The 24,133-nt window shown below is 55.8% G+C and carries 17 protein-coding genes, 1 rRNA gene and 1 CRISPR repeat array; of the genes, 17 read left to right on the forward strand and 1 reads right to left on the reverse strand.

All coding sequences use genetic code 11. The features are described 5' to 3' along the window. The 4 genes from SFX18_15925 to SFX18_15940 all read left to right on the forward strand — a co-directional run. Positions 1-629 (forward strand): 16S ribosomal RNA (locus SFX18_15925); the annotation flags it as partial. A gap of 316 nt (positions 630-945) precedes the next feature. Next, positions 946-2,958 (forward strand): hypothetical protein, encoded by a 2,013-nt coding sequence (locus SFX18_15930; protein ID MDX1964639.1) that lies wholly within the window; start codon positions 946-948, stop codon positions 2,956-2,958. A gap of 31 nt (positions 2,959-2,989) precedes the next feature. Further along, entirely contained in the window at positions 2,990-3,202 is a 213-nt protein-coding gene (locus SFX18_15935) for a hypothetical protein (GenBank protein ID MDX1964640.1), read from the forward strand. A gap of 447 nt (positions 3,203-3,649) precedes the next feature. After that, positions 3,650-4,339: a CRISPR direct-repeat array (repeat unit 36 nt; unit sequence GTTGGCGAATTCGCCGTTTGTGTGATCGACCGACAC). Positions 4,340-4,392: 53 nt separating this feature from the next. Next, a complete protein-coding gene (locus tag SFX18_15940; protein ID MDX1964641.1) occupies positions 4,393-4,764 on the forward strand; it encodes a glyoxalase superfamily protein in 372 nt (123 codons plus the stop codon). Positions 4,765-4,974: 210 nt separating this feature from the next. Here the strand turns inward: SFX18_15940 and ribD are convergent, their stop codons facing one another. Then, positions 4,975-6,081: a bifunctional diaminohydroxyphosphoribosylaminopyrimidine deaminase/5-amino-6-(5-phosphoribosylamino)uracil reductase RibD gene (gene ribD, locus SFX18_15945; GenBank protein MDX1964642.1), complete on the reverse strand. Its 1,107-nt coding sequence runs from the start codon at positions 6,079-6,081 to the stop codon at positions 4,975-4,977. Between the two features lie 568 nt (positions 6,082-6,649). Here ribD and SFX18_15950 point away from each other — a divergent pair. From SFX18_15950 to SFX18_16010, 13 genes are all read left to right on the forward strand, one after another. Further along, a complete protein-coding gene (locus SFX18_15950) occupies positions 6,650-9,187 on the forward strand; it encodes a bi-domain-containing oxidoreductase (protein MDX1964643.1) in 2,538 nt (845 codons plus the stop codon). Positions 9,188-9,369: 182 nt separating this feature from the next. Continuing rightward, complete coding sequence (locus SFX18_15955; GenBank protein ID MDX1964644.1) at positions 9,370-10,443, forward strand: N-acetylneuraminate synthase family protein; 1,074 nt, start codon at positions 9,370-9,372, stop codon at positions 10,441-10,443. Positions 10,444-10,500: 57 nt separating this feature from the next. Continuing rightward, positions 10,501-11,676 (forward strand): UDP-N-acetylglucosamine 2-epimerase, encoded by a 1,176-nt coding sequence (neuC, locus tag SFX18_15960; GenBank protein MDX1964645.1) that lies wholly within the window; start codon positions 10,501-10,503, stop codon positions 11,674-11,676. An 86-nt stretch (positions 11,677-11,762) separates the two neighbouring features. Further along, a complete protein-coding gene (locus SFX18_15965; protein MDX1964646.1) occupies positions 11,763-12,467 on the forward strand; it encodes an acylneuraminate cytidylyltransferase family protein in 705 nt (234 codons plus the stop codon). A gap of 81 nt (positions 12,468-12,548) precedes the next feature. Then, complete coding sequence (locus SFX18_15970) at positions 12,549-13,565, forward strand: NAD(P)-dependent oxidoreductase (protein MDX1964647.1); 1,017 nt, start codon at positions 12,549-12,551, stop codon at positions 13,563-13,565. 59 nt (positions 13,566-13,624) lie between these two features. Continuing rightward, positions 13,625-14,476 (forward strand): phytanoyl-CoA dioxygenase family protein, encoded by an 852-nt coding sequence (locus SFX18_15975; GenBank protein ID MDX1964648.1) that lies wholly within the window; start codon positions 13,625-13,627, stop codon positions 14,474-14,476. 141 nt (positions 14,477-14,617) lie between these two features. After that, a complete protein-coding gene (locus SFX18_15980) occupies positions 14,618-15,559 on the forward strand; it encodes an FkbM family methyltransferase (GenBank protein MDX1964649.1) in 942 nt (313 codons plus the stop codon). Next, positions 15,556-16,944: a flippase gene (locus tag SFX18_15985; protein MDX1964650.1), complete on the forward strand. Its 1,389-nt coding sequence runs from the start codon at positions 15,556-15,558 to the stop codon at positions 16,942-16,944. The genes SFX18_15980 and SFX18_15985 overlap by 4 nt, the downstream gene beginning before the upstream one ends. 204 nt (positions 16,945-17,148) lie before the next feature. Beyond that, positions 17,149-19,347: a hypothetical protein gene (locus SFX18_15990; protein MDX1964651.1), complete on the forward strand. Its 2,199-nt coding sequence runs from the start codon at positions 17,149-17,151 to the stop codon at positions 19,345-19,347. Between the two features lie 84 nt (positions 19,348-19,431). Beyond that, on the forward strand, positions 19,432-20,472 hold the full coding sequence (gene gmd / locus SFX18_15995; protein ID MDX1964652.1) for a GDP-mannose 4,6-dehydratase: 1,041 nt from the start codon (positions 19,432-19,434) through the stop codon (positions 20,470-20,472). Positions 20,473-20,520: 48 nt separating this feature from the next. Further along, a complete protein-coding gene (locus SFX18_16000; protein MDX1964653.1) occupies positions 20,521-21,450 on the forward strand; it encodes a GDP-L-fucose synthase in 930 nt (309 codons plus the stop codon). 9 nt (positions 21,451-21,459) lie between these two features. Then, entirely contained in the window at positions 21,460-22,722 is a 1,263-nt protein-coding gene (locus SFX18_16005; GenBank protein MDX1964654.1) for a hypothetical protein, read from the forward strand. 17 nt (positions 22,723-22,739) lie between these two features. Next, a complete protein-coding gene (locus SFX18_16010; protein MDX1964655.1) occupies positions 22,740-24,131 on the forward strand; it encodes an AMP-binding protein in 1,392 nt (463 codons plus the stop codon). The last annotated feature ends 2 nt before the right edge of the window (positions 24,132-24,133 follow it).

The following is a 24,133-nucleotide window of genomic DNA, read 5'->3' on the forward strand; positions in this document are numbered from 1 at the left end:
AATTGACGGGGGCTCACACAAGCGGTGGAGGATGTGGCTTAATTCGAGGCTACGCGAAGAACCTTATCCTAGTCTTGACATGCGGTGTTCAGGCGATGAAAGTCGCTGGCGTAGCAATACGCGAACCGCACAGGTGCTGCATGGCTGTCGTCAGCTCGTGTCGTGAGATGTCGCGTTAAGTCGCTTAACGAGCGAAACCCTTGTCCTTAGTTGCCAGCGAGTAAAGTCGGGGACTCTAAGGAGACTGCCGGTGTTAAACCGGAGGAAGGTGGGGATGACGTCAAGTCCTCATGGCCTTTATGGCTAGGGCTGCACACGTCCTACAATGGCATGTACAAAGGGACGCAAACTCGTGAGAGCAAGCAAAACCCAAAAAACATGCCCCAGTTCGGATTGAAGGCTGCAACCCGCCTTCATGAAGCCGGAATCGCTAGTAATCGCGGGTCAGCATACCGCGGTGAATGTGTTCCTGAGCCTTGTACACACCGCCCGTCAAGCCACGAAAGTGGGGGGCATCCGACAGCGCCGTCGCAACCGCAAGGAGCAAAGCGCCTAAGATGAACTCCGTGATTGGGACTAAGTCGTAACAAGGTAGCCGTAGGGGAACCTGCGGCTGGATCACCTCCTTTCTAAGGAAAATCTACCATTGGTCAATTCATGATCTCACGATCCTCTGAATCGACCTGGTACCAGCCTTGTTGGTTTTTTACCAACAAAGCATTATGGAGACAGTCCTGTCGGCAAAATAAGAGCAACGTACCGCATCCTCGGATGTGTTACATGTAACATCAACAACCAAATCCATTGATAAGCCCTTCCTCTTGCCAGAGAGGAAGGGTTTTTTTATTTGAATTTCCCCAAATTAAATTGCAAAATATTGTTCCTTGGCTACTGATGAGTTGAGACAACGTTTGATATTTCAGTCTTCAAAGAAAATTTCGCATTATGGGCACACGTGCAATACAAAGTCGAATAGTCTGCAATAAAGAAACACTAGAACATTTATGGCGAACTCATGCGGTGTTTCACGAACGCTTGCCCCTGGTAATTAAGTCGATTTTTAAGTTGCGTAAGGGCCAAATTGAGGACACGCCGGAGCGACAAATGCTTGCCCAAGTGTTCGCCCAAGGTTTGCTTATGCAAGATGCCAAGAATGCTTATGACCTCGTCTTAAAGGCCATGAATTCGAGCGCTAGGAATACAACGGCACGGAATGCGTTAAATTCATACTTGGAAAAGGATCCCCAGTTGGTGCAAGCCTACCAGTCGAGTTTTGATGAATTTGTCAAAGGCTGGAAACCATTGCAGAGGCTGCATGAACAACTTGCTGATCTCCCTAATTTTCTAATTTGTAAACTCATCACTGAGGCTGTGGCCATCATACGCGGACATTCTGAATTAGTGGCACTCTGGAAAGCGAATCACCAGGAATGGCTCAGCAGAAAGTCCGCTTGGGAAGCCGTGCCCGAACATCAGTTGTATTTGTCGCTACGCGAAAAATTCGATGCGTTTGAAAAATCAGTGGGTGGAAAAATCAGTAAACGTCGCGGTCGCTGGCATTTGTATCTGGAGTGGCTGAAAAATCATCCTGAATTAGCCGCATGGCGCGGTGGGAAACCAATAATAAGCGAGCTATCGACAGAGGCAGTTGAGAAAATCCGCCGGGCAAAGCCTTGGAAAACGCGTTCAGTTGAAGCAGCAGAGTTTTGGAAAGCCAATCCTGAACTTGCTGCACTTGACAGACTGCATGGCGAATACGAGCGTGAGTATGTGCGTCGCAGAAAAAGGAAACGCCATCCTGATGGTTTTGACCATCGTCCTACATTTACCCTGCCGCATGCCACAAAGCACCCACGTTGGCTGGTGTTTAGTGCACCACAGACCAAACCTGTTGGTTACAACAATCTGCAGTTGCCAAGCACAACCAATGACTGCGGTAGTTTAATGCTCCTATTGCTCACGGGTCCGGTTACCGCAGGTGAATATCCTGTTGAATTTTTGGAGTTGATATTCCGAGCCGATCCTAGATTATCGCGATTTAGGTCAGTTTTAGTAACAAAGACAATACGTCGTGGTAAACATAAGGGAGCTCTTCATGCCAAGCCAGGTTATGAATTTTACGACACCCATTTACGGCGTTGGCGACCAGCAGAAATTAGTGGCGTTAAACTCATCTTCAAAAATGTGAAACTGCATCCAAATGGGTCGCTAAAATCCGCCACGCCGTACCTTGTGTTTACTTGCAACATTTCAGATTTAGAGTTAACAGAGCGGGCGCGCAATATCACCTGGTCGGAAACTACTGATCTGACCAAATCAGGAAAAAAACGTAAAAAAACGAATTTACCGGATGGCTTGGTCGTTTGTTCCGTGGATATCGGCTTACGGCATGTCGGTTTTGCCACGATTTGCCGTTACGATCAGGGGCAGATCCAAGTGCTCAGATCGCGTAGTATTTGGCTGGACGACCAGCATGGTGGTCCCGTGTTGGATCATATTAGCCGTCACAAGAAAAAAATCCGCAAACTTCGACAACAACGCGGCAAGCCCATCAAGGGTGAGGAATCGCATCTTGAATTACAGTCACATATCACAAATATGGGTCAGGATCGCTTTAAGAAAGCTGCGCGTAGGATCATTAATTTTGCATGGAACACAGATAATCACAAAGATAAATCCGGAAATACATTGCCACGCGCGGACATTATCTTAATCGAGAAGCTGGAAGGACTTATACCCGATGCCGAGAAAGAAAGAGGTATTAATCGTGCCCTTGCCGCTTGGAATCGTGGGCAATTGATCAATCGCTTGCAAGAACTGGCAGATGATGCAGGTTATATAAGGACGACTTATTCCAATCCCCCCCATCGGCACATCGCAAGTCTGTTCGCGGTGTGGCGCATTGGGACGTCGGTATTCGGTAAGTCGAAATCCCGACACAAAACGCATCGAAATTAATTTTGGTAAGGTGGAAAAGCTATTTGCTTGTATGTGTGGCTATCAAGCCAATGCCGACCATAATGCGGCTCTCAACTTGCATCGGCGGTATCTCCATGAAGAAGCCGCAATCCAGTCTTTTCTGGACTGGAACAAGCTCACGCCACCATTGAAGCGGCAAGTGCTGGAATCATTGGAACGGGAACTTCTGAACCGCTTAATGAAAATTCATCGTTTTTCTCCGGTAGTTGATACTCCCTTCTAGTTGTGCTAAGTTTTTAGTTGGAGCAAGGGTGGGTTAGCGACCATCCCGCCAATTCACTATAGGTGAAATGATTGCCAATAGCCGTCATTTTTGAGTGTCAAGATTGACTGACTTCTACGGCGTTCGCGCCTAAGGAAGTTCTACCTGGGTTGGCTTGCCTTCCTAGGGCGGTCAGGACAATGACGGGGTCTATCACAAAAACGTCGAACGACGACATGCTGTTTGGCAATTGAATGTGCGAATTTGCGACGAGTTCGTGACGCATGATGCGTGCGAGCGACGAGGTGGAGCGAAAGAACACTTCACCGCTCGCAGTTCATAAACGCCCTGGTTTAACGTCTTGAGTAACTTAATCCGTTAATAAATAATTCGAGAATTGTTTATTTTTGGGGACCGCTCGCAAACTTGGTTGTAAGTCACTTGGCAATAAGGAGATGCAAAGACGCCGTTGGCGAATTCGCCGTTTGTGTGATCGACCGACACGGATCGTGGCATTTTCGGGACGTGGTATCACCATTTTCGTTGGCGAATTCGCCGTTTGTGTGATCGACCGACACGGGAGTGACGGCAACCCGATGGGGCTGGAGCATACCGGTTGGCGAATTCGCCGTTTGTGTGATCGACCGACACATCTCTTTTGTATTACGGGGTGTGCGATGGTTGTGCGTTGGCGAATTCGCCGTTTGTGTGATCGACCGACACTAGAGGACTACTGCTGTTCAGGTTGCTGCCGGTAAGGTTGGCGAATTCGCCGTTTGTGTGATCGACCGACACTAGAGAATTCTCGCGGCGGTTTGACGGCTGGTACCGAGTTGGCGAATTCGCCGTTTGTGTGATCGACCGACACCCCTCGATGAAAAGCGACTAAGATTCGGCTTGCTTGTTGGCGAATTCGCCGTTTGTGTGATCGACCGACACTACTCCCACAGCACCGTGCCGCCGCCGTGGGGAAATATGTTGGCGAATTCGCCGTTTGTGTGATCGACCGACACAACGACCCCGCTGGCACGGTGGCAAAATTCTGCTGCGTTGGCGAATTCGCCGTTTGTGTGATCGACCGACACAAGTTGGGATTTCCCCGCGTTTTACGTATCTTCCGAAGTCGACGAATTCGCCGTTTGTGTGTTCGGCCTACAGAGTTCAGGTCTTAATTCCCGCTTTTCAGTATACTGAATTTTCATACCCCTCCCATGCTCATTCACTCCACCATCCCGATCTTGCGGATTTTTGATGAGGCCCGCGCGCTCGCGTTTTATCGCGACTGGCTGGGGTTCACCGTCGATTGGGTGCATCGGTTTGAGCCGACGCTGCCAGCCTATATGCAGATATCCTGGGCCGGCTGCACGCTCCATTTGACTGAACATCATGGGGACTGCTGTCCCGGCTCGACAGTCTTTCTGCGCGTAAGCGGCCTGCGGGAATACCACGCGGAACTCCTGGCCAAAAACTATCCCCATTTACGTCCCGGCATTGAACAGACGTTTCACAACTCGCTCTGCATGGAGCTAATCGACCCCTTTGGCAACCGCCTGCGATTTGATGAAACGCTGGGCGAGACGTAATTGTAAATTAAAAATTAAGAATGGAATTTGTGTTATGGGGACGGTTGCTATAAAGATGACGCTCTTCCGGAACTGCATTCCGCCACCCAGTGGCGTCTTTGTACGCGTCGGTGCAAAGCAAAATTCCATCAACTAAAAACCAAATGCCACGAGGCCCCACGCTTTGCTGCGCGTCGTGGTTGCTTCTCTCAGAGGACTGAGAGGAGCACGTTAGGCTTTTTGTAATCGGCCGGTAAACCATAAATCCTCTCCCAGCACGCGCCATTGATGCTCGCTAAACGCCGTTTTTGCGGGAATTTGCTCGAGTCCATGCCCGGCAAAGGGGGTCGGGGCCAAAAAGCCCCCGACCAGCTTGGGCGCGATGAACGCCCAGACTTCGTCGATCCGTCCGGCGTCGTGCAATGATCCTAGTACGCGACTCCCCCCTTCTACCAGCAAATTCGTGACGTTGCGTCGACCCAATTCGGCCAAGATTTCCCCCCAATGCTCGGTGGGATTTCCCGCGGCGGTGGTAAAGATTTCGGCTCCGGCGGCCTGCAGTCGCCGCAATTCCCGCTCCTTGGCATCGGGGCCCACCACCACCAGCAGCGGCACCTCCCGCGCGGTTGTCAGCAGTTGACTTTCGCTGGCCAATTGGGCCTTTGAATCCAAAATTACCCGCAACGCCCGTCGCGGTCCTGGAGGCCGGGCGGTAAGTAGCGGATCATCCCGCCGGGCGGTGCCGCCACCGACCAAAATCGCGTCCATCCGACCCCGCAGGCGGTGCACGGCCTGGCGCGCAGGTTCACCGGTGATCCACTGGCTGTGGCCGGTGGAAGCAGCAATTTTGCCGTCAAGTGTCATCGCCCATTTGGCAATGACCCACGGGAGGCCGGTGGCTAAACGCTTGAAATACGGGGCATTCAACCGGTTGGCGTCCCGTTCCAGCAGACCCGCCTCTACGGCGATTCCCGCCGTTACTAGTGCCTGCCGCCCTCCCCCATTAACCGCTGGATGGGGATCCCCGCTGGCAAAGACGACGCGCGAGACACCCGCGGCAATGAGAGCCTCGGTGCAGGGGGGTGTTTTGCCGTAATGGCAACAAGGTTCTAGGGTTACGTAAACAGTGCTCCCCCGTGCTGATTCTCCCGCCAGGCGCAAAGCGTGAACTTCGGCATGAGGTCCACCGTACTGTTGATGCCAGCCCTCGGCCACTACTTGACCATTTTTGACAATCAAGCACCCAACCTGGGGGTTTGGCTCCACATAGCCTTCCCCACGAGCAGCCAATTCCACCGCCCGCGCCATCCACAAGGTGTCTTCTTCGGTAAAGTTCATAACTGGGAATGGGACCGGCTAAGGGGAAAAATTATTACACGGGCACATTGTCTAGGTTTTGTGAAGAGGAGCTATCCGAATTTTAGAGGTTCAACGATCACGCTGAAAGTGGCCGCAGTTGTTGGCACAAGCAACGCCATTGGATAGGGAATGATTTTTGTTCGTGACCCGGGTTGAACGGGGGTAGATTGTCGAGGGTAATTGAACGGATTTGAGAAATGTAACAATTATGCGGTTGATTCCACATTCCAACCCTGCGTCGCAAAAGGATTCCTGGGCCGGTCCGCGGGAAGGGTTGTTGGGAATCTAACAATTACAAGCATTTTCCTTGTGATTTTTGTATGTGATTTGCGTCAACTCCTCATCAGGAAACGATTTATACGTCTGCGACGCCTTTAGCTCGACTTGTTACGTGGTATACTAGAGGACTCTTCGCTGGGGGGCTGTCAGCCGCAAGGGTCAAGTCAGCAGATAGATACAAATGACAACCATTTCAATGAAATCTGCCGTTTTTAATTTGGCATTTCGCTGAAACAGGCTTGTGGGAGTCTGGCTTTGGGAGAGTGAGTTGTTTTTCCCTGCCTGGGAGCTGGCGGGTAAAGGCCACGGAGCGGCAAAAAAGAGCGGTGGCGTCTTCCCTTGTTTTGGCGATAGCTTTGTGAAGCAATTGGTGCAACATCTTCGTTCCGGTGTGTTGGAACTGCTGGAAATCCCCTGCCCCCAGGCCGGGGCGGGGCAGTTGCTAATCCAAACGCGCGCCAGTCTTATATCCGCGGGGACCGAGCGCTTTTTGGTCGAATTTGGCAAGGCTAGCCTTTGGCAAAAAGCCCGCCAAAACCCCGATCGCGTCCGCCAAGTCTGGAACAAGATCAAAACTGACGGCCTCTGGCCCACGCTGGAGGCGGTCTTTGCCAAATTGGACGAGCCGCTCCCCCTGGGTTATTGCAATGCGGGGGTCGTCCTGGAAGTAGGCGCGGGGGTCGCCAATTTTGCCGCGGGGGACCGGGTAGTCAGTAATGGCGGACACGCGCATGTGGTGGCCGTTCCCAAGAATCTCTGTGCCAAAATTCCAGATAACGTCAGCGACGAGGAAGCCAGCTACGCCGTCTTATCCGCGATTGGGTTGCAGGGGATCCGGTTATTGCAACCAGGCATCGGCGATAATGTGGCGGTTTTTGGCTTGGGTTTGATCGGGTTGGTGACGGTGCAAATGCTGGTCAACAGCGGCGTCCGGGTGCTGGGGATTGATGTGGATCCCCAGCGATTGGCCCTGGCCCAAAGCCTGGGGGCGGAAGTGGTCAACGTGGGAAGCGGTGGTGACCCGATCGCCGCGGGACTGGGATTTAGCCAGGGCGAAGGGGTCGATGGCGTGCTCATCACCGCGAGCGCCAAACAAGACCAAATTGTCCATCAAGCGGCGGAAATCAGCCGTAAACGGGGAAAAATTGTCCTGGTGGGCGTGGTCAATCTGAATCTCGACCGGGCCGATTTTTATAAGAAAGAACTGACATTTCAGGTCAGTTGCAGCTACGGCCCGGGGCGCTATGATCCGAATTATGAAGATCGGGGGCTGGATTATCCGTATCCCTACGTGCGCTGGACGGAACAGCGCAATATCGCGGCGGTGCTTGAGCAAATGTCCCGCGGCAAATTGAACGTCCGGTCGCTCATCAGCAGCCGCATTCCCTTTGACGATGCCGAGCAAGCCTATCAGTTGCTTTCCCAGGATCGCAATCAACTGGGGATCGTCCTGCATTATCCCGCGGAGCCGGTCGCCCGGCATTCGGTCGTGGCCACTCCCCGGACCGACGCTCGGGGACGCGCTAGCGCAACTTTACAATCGATTCCCCCAGTCGCGGGAACGCTTGCCGTTCCGCATCAGCCCCCATCCGCCGCTACCTCGCAGATAGATACCGTGATTTCCCTACCCGCCGCCGACCATCCCACACGGGGGGTCGGTTCGGTGCGACTAGGCATGATTGGGGCGGGGGGGTTTGCCACGCGGGTCTTATTGCCGGCGATCAAACCGACCGGCGTCCAACTGGCGGGGATAGCCAGCGCCCGCGGTCTGAGCGCCGCGCATGCGGCCCGCAAGTTTGGCTTTGCAACTAGCACCAGCGATTATCACACCATCCTGGCGGACCCCTCGGTCAATGCGGTCTGCATCATGACGCGGCATCAGCAGCACGCGGGGATGGTGGTTGAGGCATTGCAAGCGGGCAAGCACGTCTTTGTGGAAAAACCGCTGGCGATCGACCAGGCGGGACTAGCCGCTGTCGCGGCGGCACATGCGGCGCACCCCGACCAGCAACTATTGGTGGGATTTAACCGGCGTTTTTCCCCCCATGCGGTGACCATCCAAAAATTGCTAGCCACACGCAGCGAGCCGGCAACAGTGCACATGTTGATCAACGCGGGCGCGCTGCCGGGAGACCACTGGACCGTTGATAAATCCAGCGGCGGCGGGCGCATCATTGGCGAAGGGTGTCACTGGTTTGATCTGCTTAGCTTTTTACTAGGTCAGCCGATCACCGCGGTCCAGGCCAACGCCAAAGGGTCCGCCGACACCGCGGCCGATCATCAGTCCCTCACGCTGAGTCTGGCGGATGGGTCGGTCGGCGTGTTGCAGTATCTGGTTAATGGACACAAAAGTTTTGCCAAGGAGCGCATCACGATTTTTTGCCAAGGCCAAGTGTTGGAACTGGACAATTTTCGCAGCTTGACCGGTTACGGTTGGCCTAAATTTAGCAAACAAAACTTATGGGCCCAAGACAAGGGGCATCACGCTGAAATGGCCCAGTTCTTGGCGCGTGTGGCTAGCGGCGGTCCACAATTGATCCCGTTTGCCAGTTTATGGAATACCACCCAGGCCACTTTTGCGGCGGTGACTAGCGCACCCACGGGGGACTGGACCGCGGTCGCACCCCTTCCCGTCCAGGTGACCTCCCCTTCCACGACAAATCCTGAACGTGTGGGGCAGAGCAATGGCCACTTGGTCGAAGGGAAGCACGCTTCTAGCGGAAAGGGAGAGCCGCTGCCGCGCTCAGCCAGTCCCTTCGCACAAAGCGGTGCCACCGTGAGTGACTTTGGCGGTAAACCAGACTAAGTAAAGCCGCCGCGACGCCACTCGTGTGCGGCGTTGGCGATACAAGTTGGCAATGACAAGTTCATACATTTTAAGCAGTTATGGTTGTCCGGTGACACCCACGGGAACGGAGTGCGCGCCGAGCCTGTCGGGATCAAACACATAACAAATGGTTGGTTGCACGTTCCTACCGTAAATTAACTTTGTCCGACACCATTCAAATCGCCGCACTGACCGTGGGCGCGGGACATCCCTGCCTGATCATCGCCGAAGTCGCGCAAGCGCATGATGGCAGTTTGGGGACTGCGCATGCCTATATTGACGCGGCGGCGGCATGCGGGGCGGACGCGGTTAAGTTTCAAACACATATCGCCGCCGCGGAATCCACCCCGTCAGAGCCGTTTCGCGTCAAGTTTTCCCGCCAAGACGCCAACCGTTATGATTATTGGCGGCGGATGGAATTCACCCCCGAACAATGGGCCGGTCTGCGGCAACACGCGCTGGACCGGGGGCTGATTTTCTTATCATCGGCTTTTTCGGCGGCGGCCGTGGAATTGCTGGAAAAACTAGAGATGCCCGCCTGGAAAGTCGGTTCCGGAGAAATTGGCACGCTGCCGCTGCTGAGCCAAATGGCCGCGACCGGCAAACCGGTGCTGCTCTCCACCGGCTTGGCGGATTGGTCAACCCTGGACCAGGCTGTGGCCACGGTGTGGGGGGCCAATCCCCGGGGACCCGACGGCGCACTGGCGGTTTTTCAGTGCACGACCGCCTATCCCTGTCCGCCCGAGCGCGTCGGCCTGAATGTGCTGCCACAGTTGCAAGCCCGATATCGCTGTCCCGTGGGCCTGAGCGATCATTCCGGGACTATTTATGCTGGATTGGGAGGGGTCTGCTTTGGAGCTAATTTACTTGAAGCGCACATTGTCTTTAGCCGCGAGTGTTTTGGCCCGGACGTTCCCGCCTCGTTGACTACCGCCGAATTTTCCCAACTTGTCGCAGGGGTTCGTTTTTTAGAAGCCGCCACCAGCAGCGCAGTAGATAAGGACGCGGGAGCGGTGGAGCTAGCTGGTTTGCGTCAAGTCTTTGGCAAGAGTGTGGTTGCCGCGGCGGATTTGCCCGCCGGACATCGTCTGTCGCTGGCGGATTTGGCACTAAAAAAGCCAGGTTCGGGCATTCCCGCGGCTCAATTAGGATCGGTGGCGGGTCGGGTGCTGGCACATGCGGTCGTGCGGGACACGTTGCTCTCAGAGGGGGATTTTTTACCCTTTGACCAATAATCCATCGCGGCGACGCTGGTCTGATTTACAGTTTTTTAGGAATACAATTCATCGCCTATGAGTTCCGTGACTTCGCCCTTGCGTAAGGTGTGTGTTGTCCTGGTGGATCGCGCCAATTATGGCCGGTTAAAGCCTGTGATGCACGCTTTGCAAGATCATGCCGCGTTGCAGTTGCAGGTGATCGCCGCGGGAACGATGGTGCTCGAGCGGTTTCAACAACCGGTCAATATTGTCCGGGGGGATGGCTTTCCCATTGACGGCGAAGTTTATATGGAACTGGAAGGATCCGTCCCCGCCACGATGGCCAAAAGCGTGGGCTTTGGGATTGTGGAATTTACCAACGAATTTCAGCGCCTTAAACCCGATGTGGTGTTGATCATTGGTGACCGGTACGAAGCGTTAGCCGCGGCTATCGCCGCCGCCTACATGAACCTGACGATCGTCCATATCCAGGGAGGGGAGGTCACCGGTTCGATTGACGAATCCGCCCGTCACGCCATCAGCAAATTTGCCCATTTTCATTTTCCCAGCACCAAAAGAAGCAGCGAATATCTGCTGCGGATGGGAGAACGTCCCGATTCGATCCTGGGGGTGGGTTGTCCCTCTAGCGATATCGCACGTGTGTTTGACCGCTCCCTTGCGCCGGAAATTATCAATGCACGGGGGGCCGGCTCGCAAATTGACGTCACGCAACCGTTCTTGCTGGTGTTATTTCACCCCACGACGACGGAATTTGGCGGCGAGCGGGCTCAAATGGAAGCGCTCCTGGATGCGATCTTTGCCATTCGCAGGCCCACGGTTTTGCTTTGGCCAAATATCGACGCCGGTTCGGACCATATTGGCAAGGCGATCCGGGTCTATCGCGACCAGCGCAGGCCCGACTGGCTGCGGACCATGACCAACCTCTCGCCGGAAAATTATTTAAAGGTGTTGGCCAACACCGCCTGCGCGATTGGCAACTCCAGCAGCTTTGTGCGGGACGCGGGGTACTTTGGCACGCCGGTCGTTCTCGTGGGCAATCGCCAAGAAGGGCGCGAACATGACCAGCATGTCATTCCGGTCAGGCCCATCGCCACCGAAATCGAGGCCACGATTCGCCGCCAATTGGAGCACGGACGTTATCCCCCCAGCACGCTCTATGGCGACGGCCACGTGGCCGAGCGCATCGCCGCTGGGATCGCCACGTTAACGCCCTATATCCAAAAGCGCCTGCATTATGTAAACGAGGGGTAACTGGTATTTGGTTACTGGTGAAAACCTGAATATCGCAACTTCCTTCCTCCACTCCTCCAAACTCCACTACTCCCTTTCTCCCCTCCATGCGTATCCTTGGCATTGTTACCGCCCGCGGCGGATCCAAAGGGATCCCTCGCAAAAACCTAGCCCCCCTGCTGGGCCAGCCGCTCTTGGCCTATACGGCCCAGGCGGCCCTGGCTAGCCAGTTGACGCGAGTGGTGCTATCGACCGATTGCCCGGAAATTGCCGCCGTGGGGGAAAAGCTGGGCCTGGAAGTGCCATTTTTACGCCCGGCTGAATTGGCCGCCGATGACACGCCCACGTTGCCGGTATTGCAAGATGTGGTGCGTCGACTAGCCGACCAGGGAGATGAATACGATGGTGTGTTTATTTTGCAGCCAACCAATCCGTTGCGGTTAGTCAGCGATATTGACGGAGCGATCGAATTATTAATCACCAGCGGGGCGGATTCGGTGATTAGTTTTGTCCCCGTGGGGGAGCGCCATCCCGCCCGGATGAAACAACTCGATCCGCAGCGGCGCGTGGTCAATCCCCCGTTTGCCGAGCAGTTTGAAGGCCAGCGCCGCCAAGATCTGCCCCCTTATTACCTGCGTGATGGGTCGGTCTATGTCACCCGGATGACCATCCTGATGGAGCAAAACTCTATTCAGGGGACGGACTGCCGGGCGTGGCTGATGCCGGTCGAGCGGGCTTGGAACGTGGATGAACCGTTTGATTTGTTTATGGTCGAGCAATTGTTGCGGTACCAGCAGGTGAGTGGGGAGTGAGTGGATAGTGGATGGTGAGTAGTGAGTCTTAGCAAATACCAAATACCAGCAACCAAATACCAAAAACCAGTTACCAGCAGCGTGTCCCTCCAACTCCTCATCGCCGAGTCCGACCGCTTTAGCCCCCGCGCCCTAGCGACGTTGCAACGTCATTTCACCGTGACCTGTGCCGACTTGGACCGCGCCGCGTTATTATCGTCCATCGCCCCTTATGATGCTTTGTGGGTGCGTTTGCGCAACCAGATTGACCAAGCCGTCTTTCGCGCCGCCCCCCGGTTGCGGTGGGTCATGACCAACACCACGGGACTGAATCATATCGACCTGGCCGCGGCCGCCAACGCCGGTGTGCGGGTCGTCTCGCTACGGGGGGAAGTTGACTTTTTACGCCAAATTCGCGCAACCGCCGAACTCACCCTGGGGCTTATCCTGGCCCTGGTGCGGCATCTGCCGAGGGCTGTGGCACACCCACTGGCTGGCGGCTGGAATCGCGATTTATTTGAAGGGCGCGAGCTAGCCGGTCTGACGGCGGGAATTGTCGGTTATGGCCGGTTGGGAAGCCAGGTGGCCAAATACTTGCACGCGATGGACTTGCGCGTGTTGACCTGCGGGCCATCGTTGCGGCAGGCGGATGTGGCTCCGGAAATTTCAGTCGTAAGCGAGCGGGAATTACTGGCCCAGGCGGAGATTGTGAGTCTGCACGCCGACTACACCTCGGAAAATGACGGTTTTTTTGGTGCGCGGCACTTTGCGGCGATGCGCCCCGGGGCCTATTTTATAAATACAGCCCGCGGAGAGCTGATCGATGAAGCGGCGTTGCTGGATTCCCTGCAAACGGGTCATCTGGCGGGCGCGGCGGTCGATGTCCTGCGGGACGAACGCTCCACGGGCATGGCCGCCCACCCGCTGATTCAATACGCCCAAACGCATGATAATTTATTGATTACGCCACACATCGGGGGGAATACCCGGGAATCACTCCACAAGACCGAGGATTTTTTGGCGGAAAAATTGTGCCACATGCTCCTTGCCGAAGCTTCGCCCCCCAGCGGCGAACCAGCCCAATTTTTAGCCCCTGCATCAGCCCCTAGCGCCATTTAACTCGTACCAATCATCCCGCCAAGCGGATTATCGCCTATCTTTTCAACCGGAGTCTTCCCATGGCCAACCCCCTGACCTCTTTCGCCCGCATGTTTAGCGGGGACAAAACCGTTCCTAGTCCGTTGCTCAATCGGATGGGTATCCAGGTGATGCGCACCATGATCGCGCGGGGAATGTACAAATTTCGCTCGCTACCGGTGGACAGCGATCTGCAATCCGCCGCGCGCGAGTTGCTATCCGATGGCCTGGTGGTATTACCCGAATTTTTGCCGGATGCGGAGTTTGCCGCCGTCCAGTCCGAGTCCCGGCAACTATCCGCCGATGCCGAACTAAAGCACAAGACCCTGCACCACGGCCCCAATCAATTAGAATTGACGACCTTTGACACTAGCCGGGATTTTGCCAAGTATCCGGCGATTGGCCGGTTTTATCAGGATCGGCGGTTGGTCCAACTCATGCAGTGCGCGGAAAAACGCAAACTGGACTACACCATAGGCAATCACGCCTACGAACATCTGGTGCAGGGTCCCCTGGGCGAGGAAAAAGACCCTGAAACCGACATGCATAGCGATATTTTTTTTCACACCCATAAAGCTTGGTTGTATCTCGAGGACGTCGCCGAAGAACACGGCCCGCTGGTCGCGGTCAAGCGGTCGCATTTGCTCACGCCCAAGTCGCTGGCTTATCTGTACCAAGAAAGCACTAGCAATAACAAAGGCTCGCGGCGGATCACACCGGAAGAGTTGACCGCATTGGGGTTGACCGAGACCGTCCTGACCGTGCCAAAAAACACGCTGGTTATCGCCAACGTGCATGGCTATCATTGCCGCCGCCGGGGCCAGCCTGGCAAGGAACGATTTGCCCTGCACTGGAGCCTGCGGGCCAATCCGTTCCGGCTAACGAGTAGGTAGTGGGGGATGGATAGTGGGTAGTGGTTGGATAGGGGATAGTGTCGGTAAAGATTTTCGCACAGGTTTCACAGAGGCAGTTCCATTAGCACCGGTTTGACAAGTTCCCTGAGATCCATCCCGGGCGTGATTCCGCTGTGGCGCATGGTCAAGAAATTGCCCGGCGTCCAGCGTCTGGCCGATGACACGCTGTTATGGCGACTGTACGGCCGCTGGCGGCCCGATTGTGTTACTCTCCCCGGTACAGAGCGGCAAATCTTTGTCGATCCCCTGGAAAACCGCGGGCTAGCGCTCTTAAAAAACAGAGCAGCCGGCCAGCCATTTTTAAAACGCTTTTGGAAGTCCGCCTGCGCCGAACTGCGTCCCACCGCCGTTCTGGATATTGGCCTCAATTACGGCGAGATCGTCCTGGCGGAGACGTATCCCCCCGCGACCAAAATCCTGGGCATCGAGGCAAATCCCGCCCTTACCCGCTGGCTTGAACGCTCGCGTCAGATTCACCCCAATGCCACGCAGTTGCAATTTGTGTACGCACTTGCCGGGGAGCAAGCCGCCGGAGAAGAGAACTTTTATATCAACGAAAAATGGTCCGGCAGTTCCTCGGCCATTTTGGATCCCAGTCGTCCCGGTGTGACCTCCCGCACCGTTCCCTGCGTCAGCGTGGACGGCCTCTGGGCGGGACAGCTTACCCCGGCAGACCGTTTGCTGTTTAAGATCGATGTCGAAGGGTACGAGCCCCCCGTCTTGCGCGGAATGCGGCAAACACTGGCCACCTGTGGCCAATGGCTGGGAATCATCGAATTCAACGAAGAGTTTTTTCCCCGTCTGGGGATCGACGCGGGGGAATTTGTGGCGGAACTAGCCGCCCAGGCCAGCCTGATAGCCCTTTGCCATAACGGTCAATTGCGTCCCTTGCCCACCGCTAATTTAGACGATTGGCACATGATTCTGGGGGAGGGGCCAATTTGCGTGGATTTGATTTTGGTATCGCGTGGTTGGGAGTGTGATTTTTTAAGCAACTGGCTGGCGGAAAGCGCACATCACTCCTCCGACAGTCACTCCGCAGATAACCATCCTGCCGCATGAGTGCCCCGACTCAACCCACGCCCGCAGCGCCCGTCAGCGCCGCCCGCAATTCGCTGCTGACCTTGGTCACGCGGTTAATTAGCCTCCCGCTGGGATTGGTCTCTAGCCTGGTGCTGGCCCGGACCCTGGGGGATGAGTCGCTGGGGGGGTACCGGTATTTGCTATTGTTTAATGGATTATGGCTGCCGATTGCCACGCTCGGCCTGGGGGGAGCGACAATTTATTTGCTTAGCTCACGGCGTTATACCGCGGCGCAAATTTGGCCGACGGTGCTGGGGTTTGGCGCGCTGCAGGGGTTGATGGTGTTGGCCCTGGCGGCAATTTTATATCCGCTCAATTTGCTCGGGGGAATTGCCGAGGAATTGCCCAGCGCGTTTATTGCCGCGACCCTGCTCATCCTTCCCCTGCAGGGAATGTACCTGATGGGAACGCGGGTCTTGGTGGGTGATTCCCGTTTTGGAGCCAGCAACCTGCAGCATTTAGTCTCCATCTGCGCTCCCTTTGCCCTACAAGTACTCTTATTGGTGGTTTGGCCCTGGGCCGCGCACCGGGCATTCCTGGACCCTCAAGCGTGGTTCATCCATCCGCTATGGGGGGCGCTTTTGGCTTATATCCTGGCAACGCTTTTTCAGACTGTCATCCTTATCTGGCAACTGTGGAGTAACTACACCCCGGAACGTTGGTGGAACCAGGCATTTACCAGCGATAGCCTCACGTATGGCTGGAAGGTCTGGTGGGGGGATATTACCACACGGTTGAATTTGCGTGGCGATCAATGGATTCTGAGTTATTTCGTCTCCAAGGCCGATCTGGGCCAGTACGGCCTGGCGGTGACACTGAGCGAAATCCTATGGAATATCCCCGATTCGCTCAACTATGTGCTCTTTAACAAACTTTCGGCGGAACGCCAGGACACCGTGCGCGTGCAATTAACCGAACGCGTGCATCGGGTCCTCTTTTGGGTTATGTTGGCGCTCATTGGCGGGGCGGCCGCGGCATCTCCCTGGCTTATCCCGCTATTGTACGGTCCAAAATTTCAACCCGCCGTGCAGCCGTTACTCTGGCTTTTGCCGGGCACCTTGTTTCTGACCACGACCAAGGTCATCACCAAATACTTTGGGGCGGTGGGCCGTCCCGGCCTTTCCAGCGTGACCACCGTCGCCGGTACGATCATCGGCCTGGGGACCTGCTGGGCCATGCTCTGGTTTATGCCACATTGGGGGATCACTGGTGCGGCGCTGGCGTCCTCCCTGGGGTATTTTTGCAGTGCGCTATTGGCACTGGGTCTATACAAATGGCTCACCCGTCCGCACAAGACCCACTTTTTTCGGATGCGGCTGCCGGATTGGCTATGGTTTCGCGAGCAATTTCGCCGGGTGGTTTAAGTTTTTTAGCGGAATTGGGCTATTTTGGCATCTTTTTTGGTACGACTTTTATTTACCCAAATTAACTGTAAAAATTGCCGTGTAGAGTGCCTTATTTTGTCGATTTTGGGAACTTTCCCGCGCGTTTGTTGAAACTTTTCCGTCAATCTGCAATTCTAATAGAAGTTAATCGGCGGTGGGGGATTAACCGGTCGGGCCAAAAAAATGAATAAAACCTTTGATCCTTATGTGGAATGGCTGGGTATTCGCGATCCCGAGCGACCGGTCAATCATTACCGTTTGCTGGGGCTGGAACTCTTTGAACCCGACGCCAACGTTATTTCCCTGGCCGCGGATCGGCAAATGGCCCATCTACGCAACTTTCAGGCGGGAGAACAGGCGGATGCCGCCCGCAAGTTGCTGAATGAACTTTCCAGCGCGCGGCTCTGCCTGTTAAAGCCCGAACGCAAAGCGGAGTACGATACTCGCTTACAACAAAAGATGTCCAGCAACGGGGCAAATCGGCAATCCACCGCCGTTTCCCCCGGTCTAGCCGCGGGGAATGGCCAACATTCGGTCACAACCAATCCAAATGCCGCTGGCACCCCATCCAAGAACGCTCCAAGCGGCGTCAACGGTGGCACCGCGTCGCCCCGGGAAAATCCTTATTCCTCGCCGCGATCATCGGTATTGATTGACACGGGCCAAACGACCAATTTGGGGGCCAATCGCAAGGCTCCGGCATTTAATATCGCGTGGGTGGTTTTGGCGGTCTTGACGATCTTTTGCGGCGGTTTGATGTATTACATCATCAAAAGCAGTACGGGACCCGCAACCCCACCCACGGTGGCCAAAGCTAAACCCAAAAAAGCTGTCCCCTCCCCTTCCAATACTTCCACGGATTCCGCGGATACGACGCCCGTTTCCCAAAATCCGGCAACGCCACTCCCTGACAACCCCGGTGATGCTAAGAATATTCCCCAACCGGAGGTAACTGAACCATCAACGGATCAGCCACAAAAGAATCTTCCGCCAAAGACGGTGATCCCGGTTGTTCCCCCGGCTGATCAACCCTCTGGAAATGCCCCCCCCGAGTTAAAGGGAGTTGACCTCGCGCCGGGCACCACCACCAATTTGCCGACATCCCCCACGCCGCCAGAGAATCCATTGCCCCCGGAGAACTCCGCGACATCAACTCCACCCGCGGTGACGCCCCCCGTCTCCCCGGTCCAGGCCCAGCGTCTGCCGGTCCCCACAAAAGAACAAATTGCCCCCAAGATGCGGGAAATCCGCGAGCTATTTAAGGAAGAATACAAGCAAGATAAGGATCCGGATAAATTGGCGTTGGCTAAAAAGCTCTTTGCTAGCACCTCCAACACCAAGACCGACCCCGTCACGGAGTACGTCCTATTGATGGAAACGCGGGATTTGGCGGTCCAAGGAGGGGATGTGCAGCTCGCGCTGCGGGCCAATGACCTGATCATCAAAAAATATGAAGTGGATGGCGACGAAGAGCGGGCGGACCTCTTTGCCAAGCTGGCCAGTCAAACGAACAAGCCAAAGGAGTATTACCTGGCGCTGTCGGACCAGATGAAACAAACCGTCGAAGCCAGCCAACTTAATGATGAATACGATCTGGCGATACGCGTCACCACGATCGCGCAGGGATTGGCCCGCAAGTTAAATGTGGTGGCGACGGTGTCTTATCTATCAAATAAGCTCAAGGAACTAAATCTCCACCGTTCCCACTATAACAAGGTCAAGGATTCCAAGGCGCGGTTGCAGACCGCGCCCGAGGACCCCGCCGCGAATACCGCGTGGGGGGAATATCTGTGCTTTGTAAAGGGAAATTTCTCGATTGGCCTGACCCATTTGGCACTGGGGGAGGACGCGGTCTTGGCGGATTTGGCCAAACGCGAATTAGACACTCCCGCGGATCCCCTGGTCAGATTTGCCCTGGCGGAAGATTGGTGGCTCTTATCCGACAAATACAAGGACTCTTCCAAGAATCTGATCAAGCAGCACGCCGGAGAAATCTACCTCTCTCTCAAAGGCAAGCTGGAAGGGCTGGATGGCGTAAAGGTCGACAAGCGAATTCAAGAATTCATGAACGAGGCCATCGCCCAGGACGCCACCCGCGCAAAATACCTGACCCAAATTTTAACCTCCACGGTGTGGGTCTTTACCTGGGATAATGAACCGCAAAAGGCTCCCCAGGAAATGCAGTTTTTTCCGAACAATCGGGTTCGCTCGCAGATCTTTTCCCGTTGGGAGATCGAAGGGAGCGAAGTCAAATTATCAATGAACAATCCCAATGATCCGCTCCGACGCTTGGGCTCGCTCAAGGTCAGTCCCGATCAGTTGGAACTGCATTACTACGAACGGGGTAAATTGTCCAACCACGCGATCCTCCGACCCCGCTAGCTTTTTTTCGCGGCGTGGCACTCGCGCCCGCGGCCCGCCAATATTTCACTTTGCCACCCTAGGACCAGTCCGACTCGCATGAAAATGAAACGCGCTTTGATCACGGGAATCACCGGCCAGGATGGCTCTTACTTGGCGGAGTTGCTCCTTGACAAGGGGTACGAGGTGCATGGCATCATTCGCCGCTCCAGCAGCTTTAACACTAAACGAATCGATCCCATTTATCAGGATCCGCACACGGTCGGCACCAAGCTGTTTTTGCACTATGGGGACCTGGCCGACGGGACCTGCCTGCGCCGCATTATCGAGGCCGTGCAACCAGACGAAATTTACAATCTGGCCGCGCAATCGCACGTCAAGGTATCCTTTGAAAAAGCCGAATACACCGCGGACATCGTCGCCACCGGCGTGCTGCGACTGCTCGAATCCATCCGCGATCACAACCGCGCGACCGGCCGCGATGTCCGGTTTTACCAGGCAGGTTCCAGCGAGATGTTCGGCGCTTCCCCACCCCCCCAGGACGAGAACACCCCCTTTTACCCCCGCAGCCCCTACGCCGTGGCCAAGGTCGCCGCGTTTTACTTTTGCAAAAATTACCGCGAAGCCTACAACTTGTTCATTTGTAATGGCATTCTCTTTAACCATGAAAGCGAACGCCGCGGCGAAACCTTTGTTACCCGCAAAATCACCCGCGCCGTCGCCCGCATCAAACTCGGCCTACAGGACAAGCTCTTTCTGGGCAATCTGGACGCCAAACGGGACTGGGGCCACGCCCAGGATTACGTCCGCGCGATGTGGTTGATGTTGCAGCAAGAGGAGCCAAACGATTATGTGGTGGCCATGGGGCAGGCCCATTCCGTCCGGGATTTTGTGGAGCAGGCCTTTGCCCTGGCCGATCTGGACTGGCAAAAACACGTCGAGATCGATCCCCGGTATTTTCGCCCGACCGAGGTTGATTATCTGCTGGGGGATCCCTCCAAGTGCAAGCGATTACTGGGCTGGGAACCGGAGATAAGCTTTGAGGAGCTTGTACGCCGGATGTACGAAAACGACCTGGAAGAAGCCCTGCAGGAAGAAACTCTTCGCCGCGCGGGATACCGGCTGACGGCGCATATCGCCGAATAACGCATTTCGCCGAAAAACATCAGCCCCTTGACTCTTAGCCCAACGAATATGCAGCCATCGGCAAAGGTTTTTGTGGCGGGCCACCGTGGACTGGTTGGTTCCGCCATCACCCGCGCGCTGCGCGCCCAGGGGCATACCGCCATCCTGACCCGCCCGCGGTCGGAGCTGGACTTGCTAGATGGCGCGGCGGTGGCGCGATTTTTTGCGGCGGAGCGTCCCGAGTACGTCATTTTGGCCGCGGCCAAGGTGGGTGGCATCCATGCCAACAACACCTACCCGGCGGAATTTATCCATGAAAACTTGCTCATTCAGACACACGTCATAGACGCGGCCTACCGTCATGGTTGCGAAAAACTGCTATTTTTAGGCTCTTCCTGCATCTATCCCAAACTGGCGCCCCAGCCCATTAGCGAGGATTCGCTTTTGACTGGTCCGCTGGAGCCGACCAATTCCGCTTATGCCCTGGCCAAGATCGCCGGAGTCGAAATGTGCCGCGCGTACCAGCGGCAATACGGCTTTTCCTGCGTCTGCCTGATGCCCACCAATTTGTATGGTCCGGGGGATAATTTTGATCCACACAACTCGCATGTGCTGCCAGCCTTGATCAGGAAGTTTCACGAGGCCAAGCAAAACGGCAGTCCCGCGGTCACGATTTGGGGGACGGGGACGCCGCGGCGCGAATTTTTATATGTGGATGACCTGGCCGCCGCGGCGATTTTTCTGCTCCAGCAACATCTGTCCGATCCGCTGATCAATGTCGGCTGCGGCAGCGACCTGACGATTCGTGAATTGGCGGAACTCATCCAGGAAATCGTGGGCTATCGGGGGGAATTGCAGTTTGACGCCAGCAAGCCTGACGGCACCCCCCGCAAGCTGCTCGACGTGGGACGCATCACCCGCCTTGGCTGGCAGCCGCGCGTGGGCCTGCGCGAGGGGATCGCCCGCACATATGCCTGGTACTTGGAACACACGGCTTAGATAACGATCGTGACCCACCCCCACATGAGCGAGACCCTGACCGCCCCCGCGGAGTTACCAGCCCACACCTTCCCCGGTGAACGGCTGCGTCTGCGTCGCAAGTTGCTGTTTTTGGTGCCAACGGTTCCGCCGGTACCAATCGCCGGGGCGTTTGTGATCAAGAATTTACTAAGCCAGCTTGACCCGCGGGATGTGGTCGTCGGGGCAGAGTTTTGGCCCGATAATCCACCGGACCAGACCTCGATGGAGGGGGGCTTTCCCGTGCATTTTGTTTGCCGCAAATGGACTTGGCCTCCGCGCGGCCAGCAATATGTGCATTGGCTCAAGTGGCTCTTTATCCGGCAAACCGCGCGGCGCATCGCGCGGGTCATTCTCCAGAATGGCTGCCAGGCGATTTTTTGCAATTTTCCGGATGAGCTGCTGCTATTTTCCGCGTATCTGGCGGCGGAATGGACCCAACTGCCACTCTATACTTTTTTTCACAACACCTACCGGGAAAATCGAACCGGTTGGCGGCGGTGGATTGCCGATTACCTGCAGCCGCGGGTCTTTGCCCGTTCCGAACAGGTCTTTGTGATGAGCGCGGGGATGCAGCGTGGTCTGGAAAAACTGTACCCCGGGCAGGCGTTTACGCCGCTGGTGCATACCTTTGCCGAGCCAATCCCTCCCTTTGAGTCGCTCCCCCCCTGGCAAACCGGGCGCATTCGCGTGGGCTTTTTAGGCTCGGTCAATGAATCCAATCTCGACGCGCTGCATCGGTTTCGCGCGCTGGTTGCCGCCGACAGCCGCTATGAATGGAACATTTATTCCAATTCCAGTTCCTGGTTTTTACAAAAGGTCGGTTTTGTCGGCGAACGGATCGACCACACATCCCCCAGCGACGAGGATTTACCCGGCAAGCTGCGGGATAATGACCTGCTGCTGTTGCCGCATGGTTTTAGCGGCGGCTTGACGCCCATCGAGTACGAAACAATTTTTCCCACGCGAACAATTCCGTATTTGCTGTCCGGCCGGCCCATTGTGGCGTTTAGCCCGCCGCACAGCTATTTGAACGCGTGGCTGGCCGAACATGACTGCGCCGAGATCGTCGACCAGCCAGACCACGCTCTCTTGCGCGCGCGTATCGACGCCCTGGCGGCCAATCCCGCCCGTCAGGCCCAGTTAGTCCACAACGCCCTCTCCGCCGCGCGCCAATTTCAGGCCCGCACCGTGGTGACGCAGCTCGTGGAAAAGTTAAATGCCCAACCCCGCTTTGTCGCCAGCAAAGCATAAAAAGGCCCGCCGTTGCCATGAACTGGCGTAAAGCTATCTATCAATTGATTGACCGCGCGCGGGGAATTCACACCCAGCGGTATCTGGCGGAGTATGCCCGCGCGGACGCCACGACCCTGGATGATGCGCCGCTGGTGGCCAGCTTGCGAAAAATGCTAACCCATGGCGCGACGCGAGTTCCGTATTATCAAAAGCTGTTGCCATCCGGCGGGGAACTTGCGTCAAGGGATCCGTATGACATTTTGTCCCGTTTGCCAATCTTGACGAAGGACCTCATTCGTCAAAATTTTGCGGATTTAAAATCCCGCGACCTGGCCACCCGCCGCTGGCATGAAAACACCTCCGGCGGTTCCACGGGCGAGCCGATTCGCTTGATTCAGGACCGCGAATACGCCGAGCGCGTCGCCGCGGTGGCGCTGTTGTACTCCGCCCTGATCGGCCGCGAGATTGGCCAGCCGGAAGTGGTCCTGTGGGGTTCCGAAAAAGAGCTATTTACCGGCAGCCGGGGCTGGAAAACACGGCTGAATAACTGGCTGTCCAATACCACCTACCTGAACGCCTTTGCCATGACGCCCGAGCGCATGCGGGCGTATATCAGCGAATTAAATCAGCGGCGGCCGCGGCTGATCTTGGCTTATGCGCAGGCGATTTATGAGTTAGCGCTTTTTGCCGAACGCGAACAACTCCCCGTCGCGCCTCAGCACGCGATCTTGACTTCCGCCGGGACGCTGTATCCCTTTATGCGGGAAAAACTAGAACAGGTCTTTGGCTGCGCGGGGCGCGTGTTTAACCGTTATGGCTCGCGCGAGGTGGGCCTGATCGCCTGCGAACGCCCCGGCTACCGCGGTTTGGTGGCGTCCCCCTGGACAAACTATATCGAGGTGGTCGACGACGCGGGTCAACCCCTTTCCCCCGGTGAAGAAGGGGAAATTGTCGTGACCAGCCTTGTCAACTACGCCATGCCGCTGCTGCGGTACGCCATTGGGGACCGCGGGATCCTGGGCCAACCGCAAAATGGCCGACAAATCCTCACCCGCGTCCTGGGACGCAATGTTGATGCCTTTGTCACGGCGGACGGGGGATTGATCGATGGCGAGTATTTTACGCACCTGCTGTACTATCGCGATTGGCTGTGGAAGTTTCAGGTCGTGCAAAAAACGCCCCGGCACTTGGTTTATAAGCTGATTCCCACCGAGCGTCCCTGCCCCCCCGCCGAACTAACGGAAATCCGCGAAAAATCGCAATTAGTCCTGGGGATCCAAACCACCGTCGATTTTGAGTTTGTCAAAGAAATCCCCCCCAGCCCCTCGGGAAAATACCGCTATACCATCTCGGAAGTGCCACGCGCGGCGAACACCCCCGCCACTGTCGCCGCGACTTCCGCGGCCCTGGAAACCTCTTCCCACTAAAA

The organism is Pirellulales bacterium (assembly GCA_033762255.1).
Lineage (GTDB): Bacteria > Planctomycetota > Planctomycetia > Pirellulales > JALHPA01 > JANRLT01.

What these genes read in the sequence shown, in the direction of transcription:
- SFX18_15965 (MDX1964646.1), top strand. Translation starts at nt 11,763, where the DNA reads ATGCGTATCCTTGGCATTGTTACCGCCCGCGGCGGATCCAAAGGGATC.
- SFX18_16010 (MDX1964655.1), top strand. Translation starts at nt 22,740, where the DNA reads ATGAACTGGCGTAAAGCTATCTATCAATTGATTGACCGCGCGCGGGGA.
- gmd (MDX1964652.1), top strand. Translation starts at nt 19,432, where the DNA reads ATGAAACGCGCTTTGATCACGGGAATCACCGGCCAGGATGGCTCTTAC.
- SFX18_15940 (MDX1964641.1), top strand. Translation starts at nt 4,393, where the DNA reads ATGCTCATTCACTCCACCATCCCGATCTTGCGGATTTTTGATGAGGCC.
- SFX18_16000 (MDX1964653.1), top strand. Translation starts at nt 20,521, where the DNA reads ATGCAGCCATCGGCAAAGGTTTTTGTGGCGGGCCACCGTGGACTGGTT.
- ribD (MDX1964642.1), bottom strand. Translation starts at nt 6,081, where the DNA reads ATGAACTTTACCGAAGAAGACACCTTGTGGATGGCGCGGGCGGTGGAA.
- SFX18_15985 (MDX1964650.1), top strand. Translation starts at nt 15,556, where the DNA reads ATGAGTGCCCCGACTCAACCCACGCCCGCAGCGCCCGTCAGCGCCGCC.
- neuC (MDX1964645.1), top strand. Translation starts at nt 10,501, where the DNA reads ATGAGTTCCGTGACTTCGCCCTTGCGTAAGGTGTGTGTTGTCCTGGTG.
- SFX18_15935 (MDX1964640.1), top strand. Translation starts at nt 2,990, where the DNA reads ATGTGTGGCTATCAAGCCAATGCCGACCATAATGCGGCTCTCAACTTG.
- SFX18_15990 (MDX1964651.1), top strand. Translation starts at nt 17,149, where the DNA reads ATGAATAAAACCTTTGATCCTTATGTGGAATGGCTGGGTATTCGCGAT.
- SFX18_15975 (MDX1964648.1), top strand. Translation starts at nt 13,625, where the DNA reads ATGGCCAACCCCCTGACCTCTTTCGCCCGCATGTTTAGCGGGGACAAA.
- SFX18_15930 (MDX1964639.1), top strand. Translation starts at nt 946, where the DNA reads ATGGGCACACGTGCAATACAAAGTCGAATAGTCTGCAATAAAGAAACA.
- SFX18_15980 (MDX1964649.1), top strand. Translation starts at nt 14,618, where the DNA reads ATGGTCAAGAAATTGCCCGGCGTCCAGCGTCTGGCCGATGACACGCTG.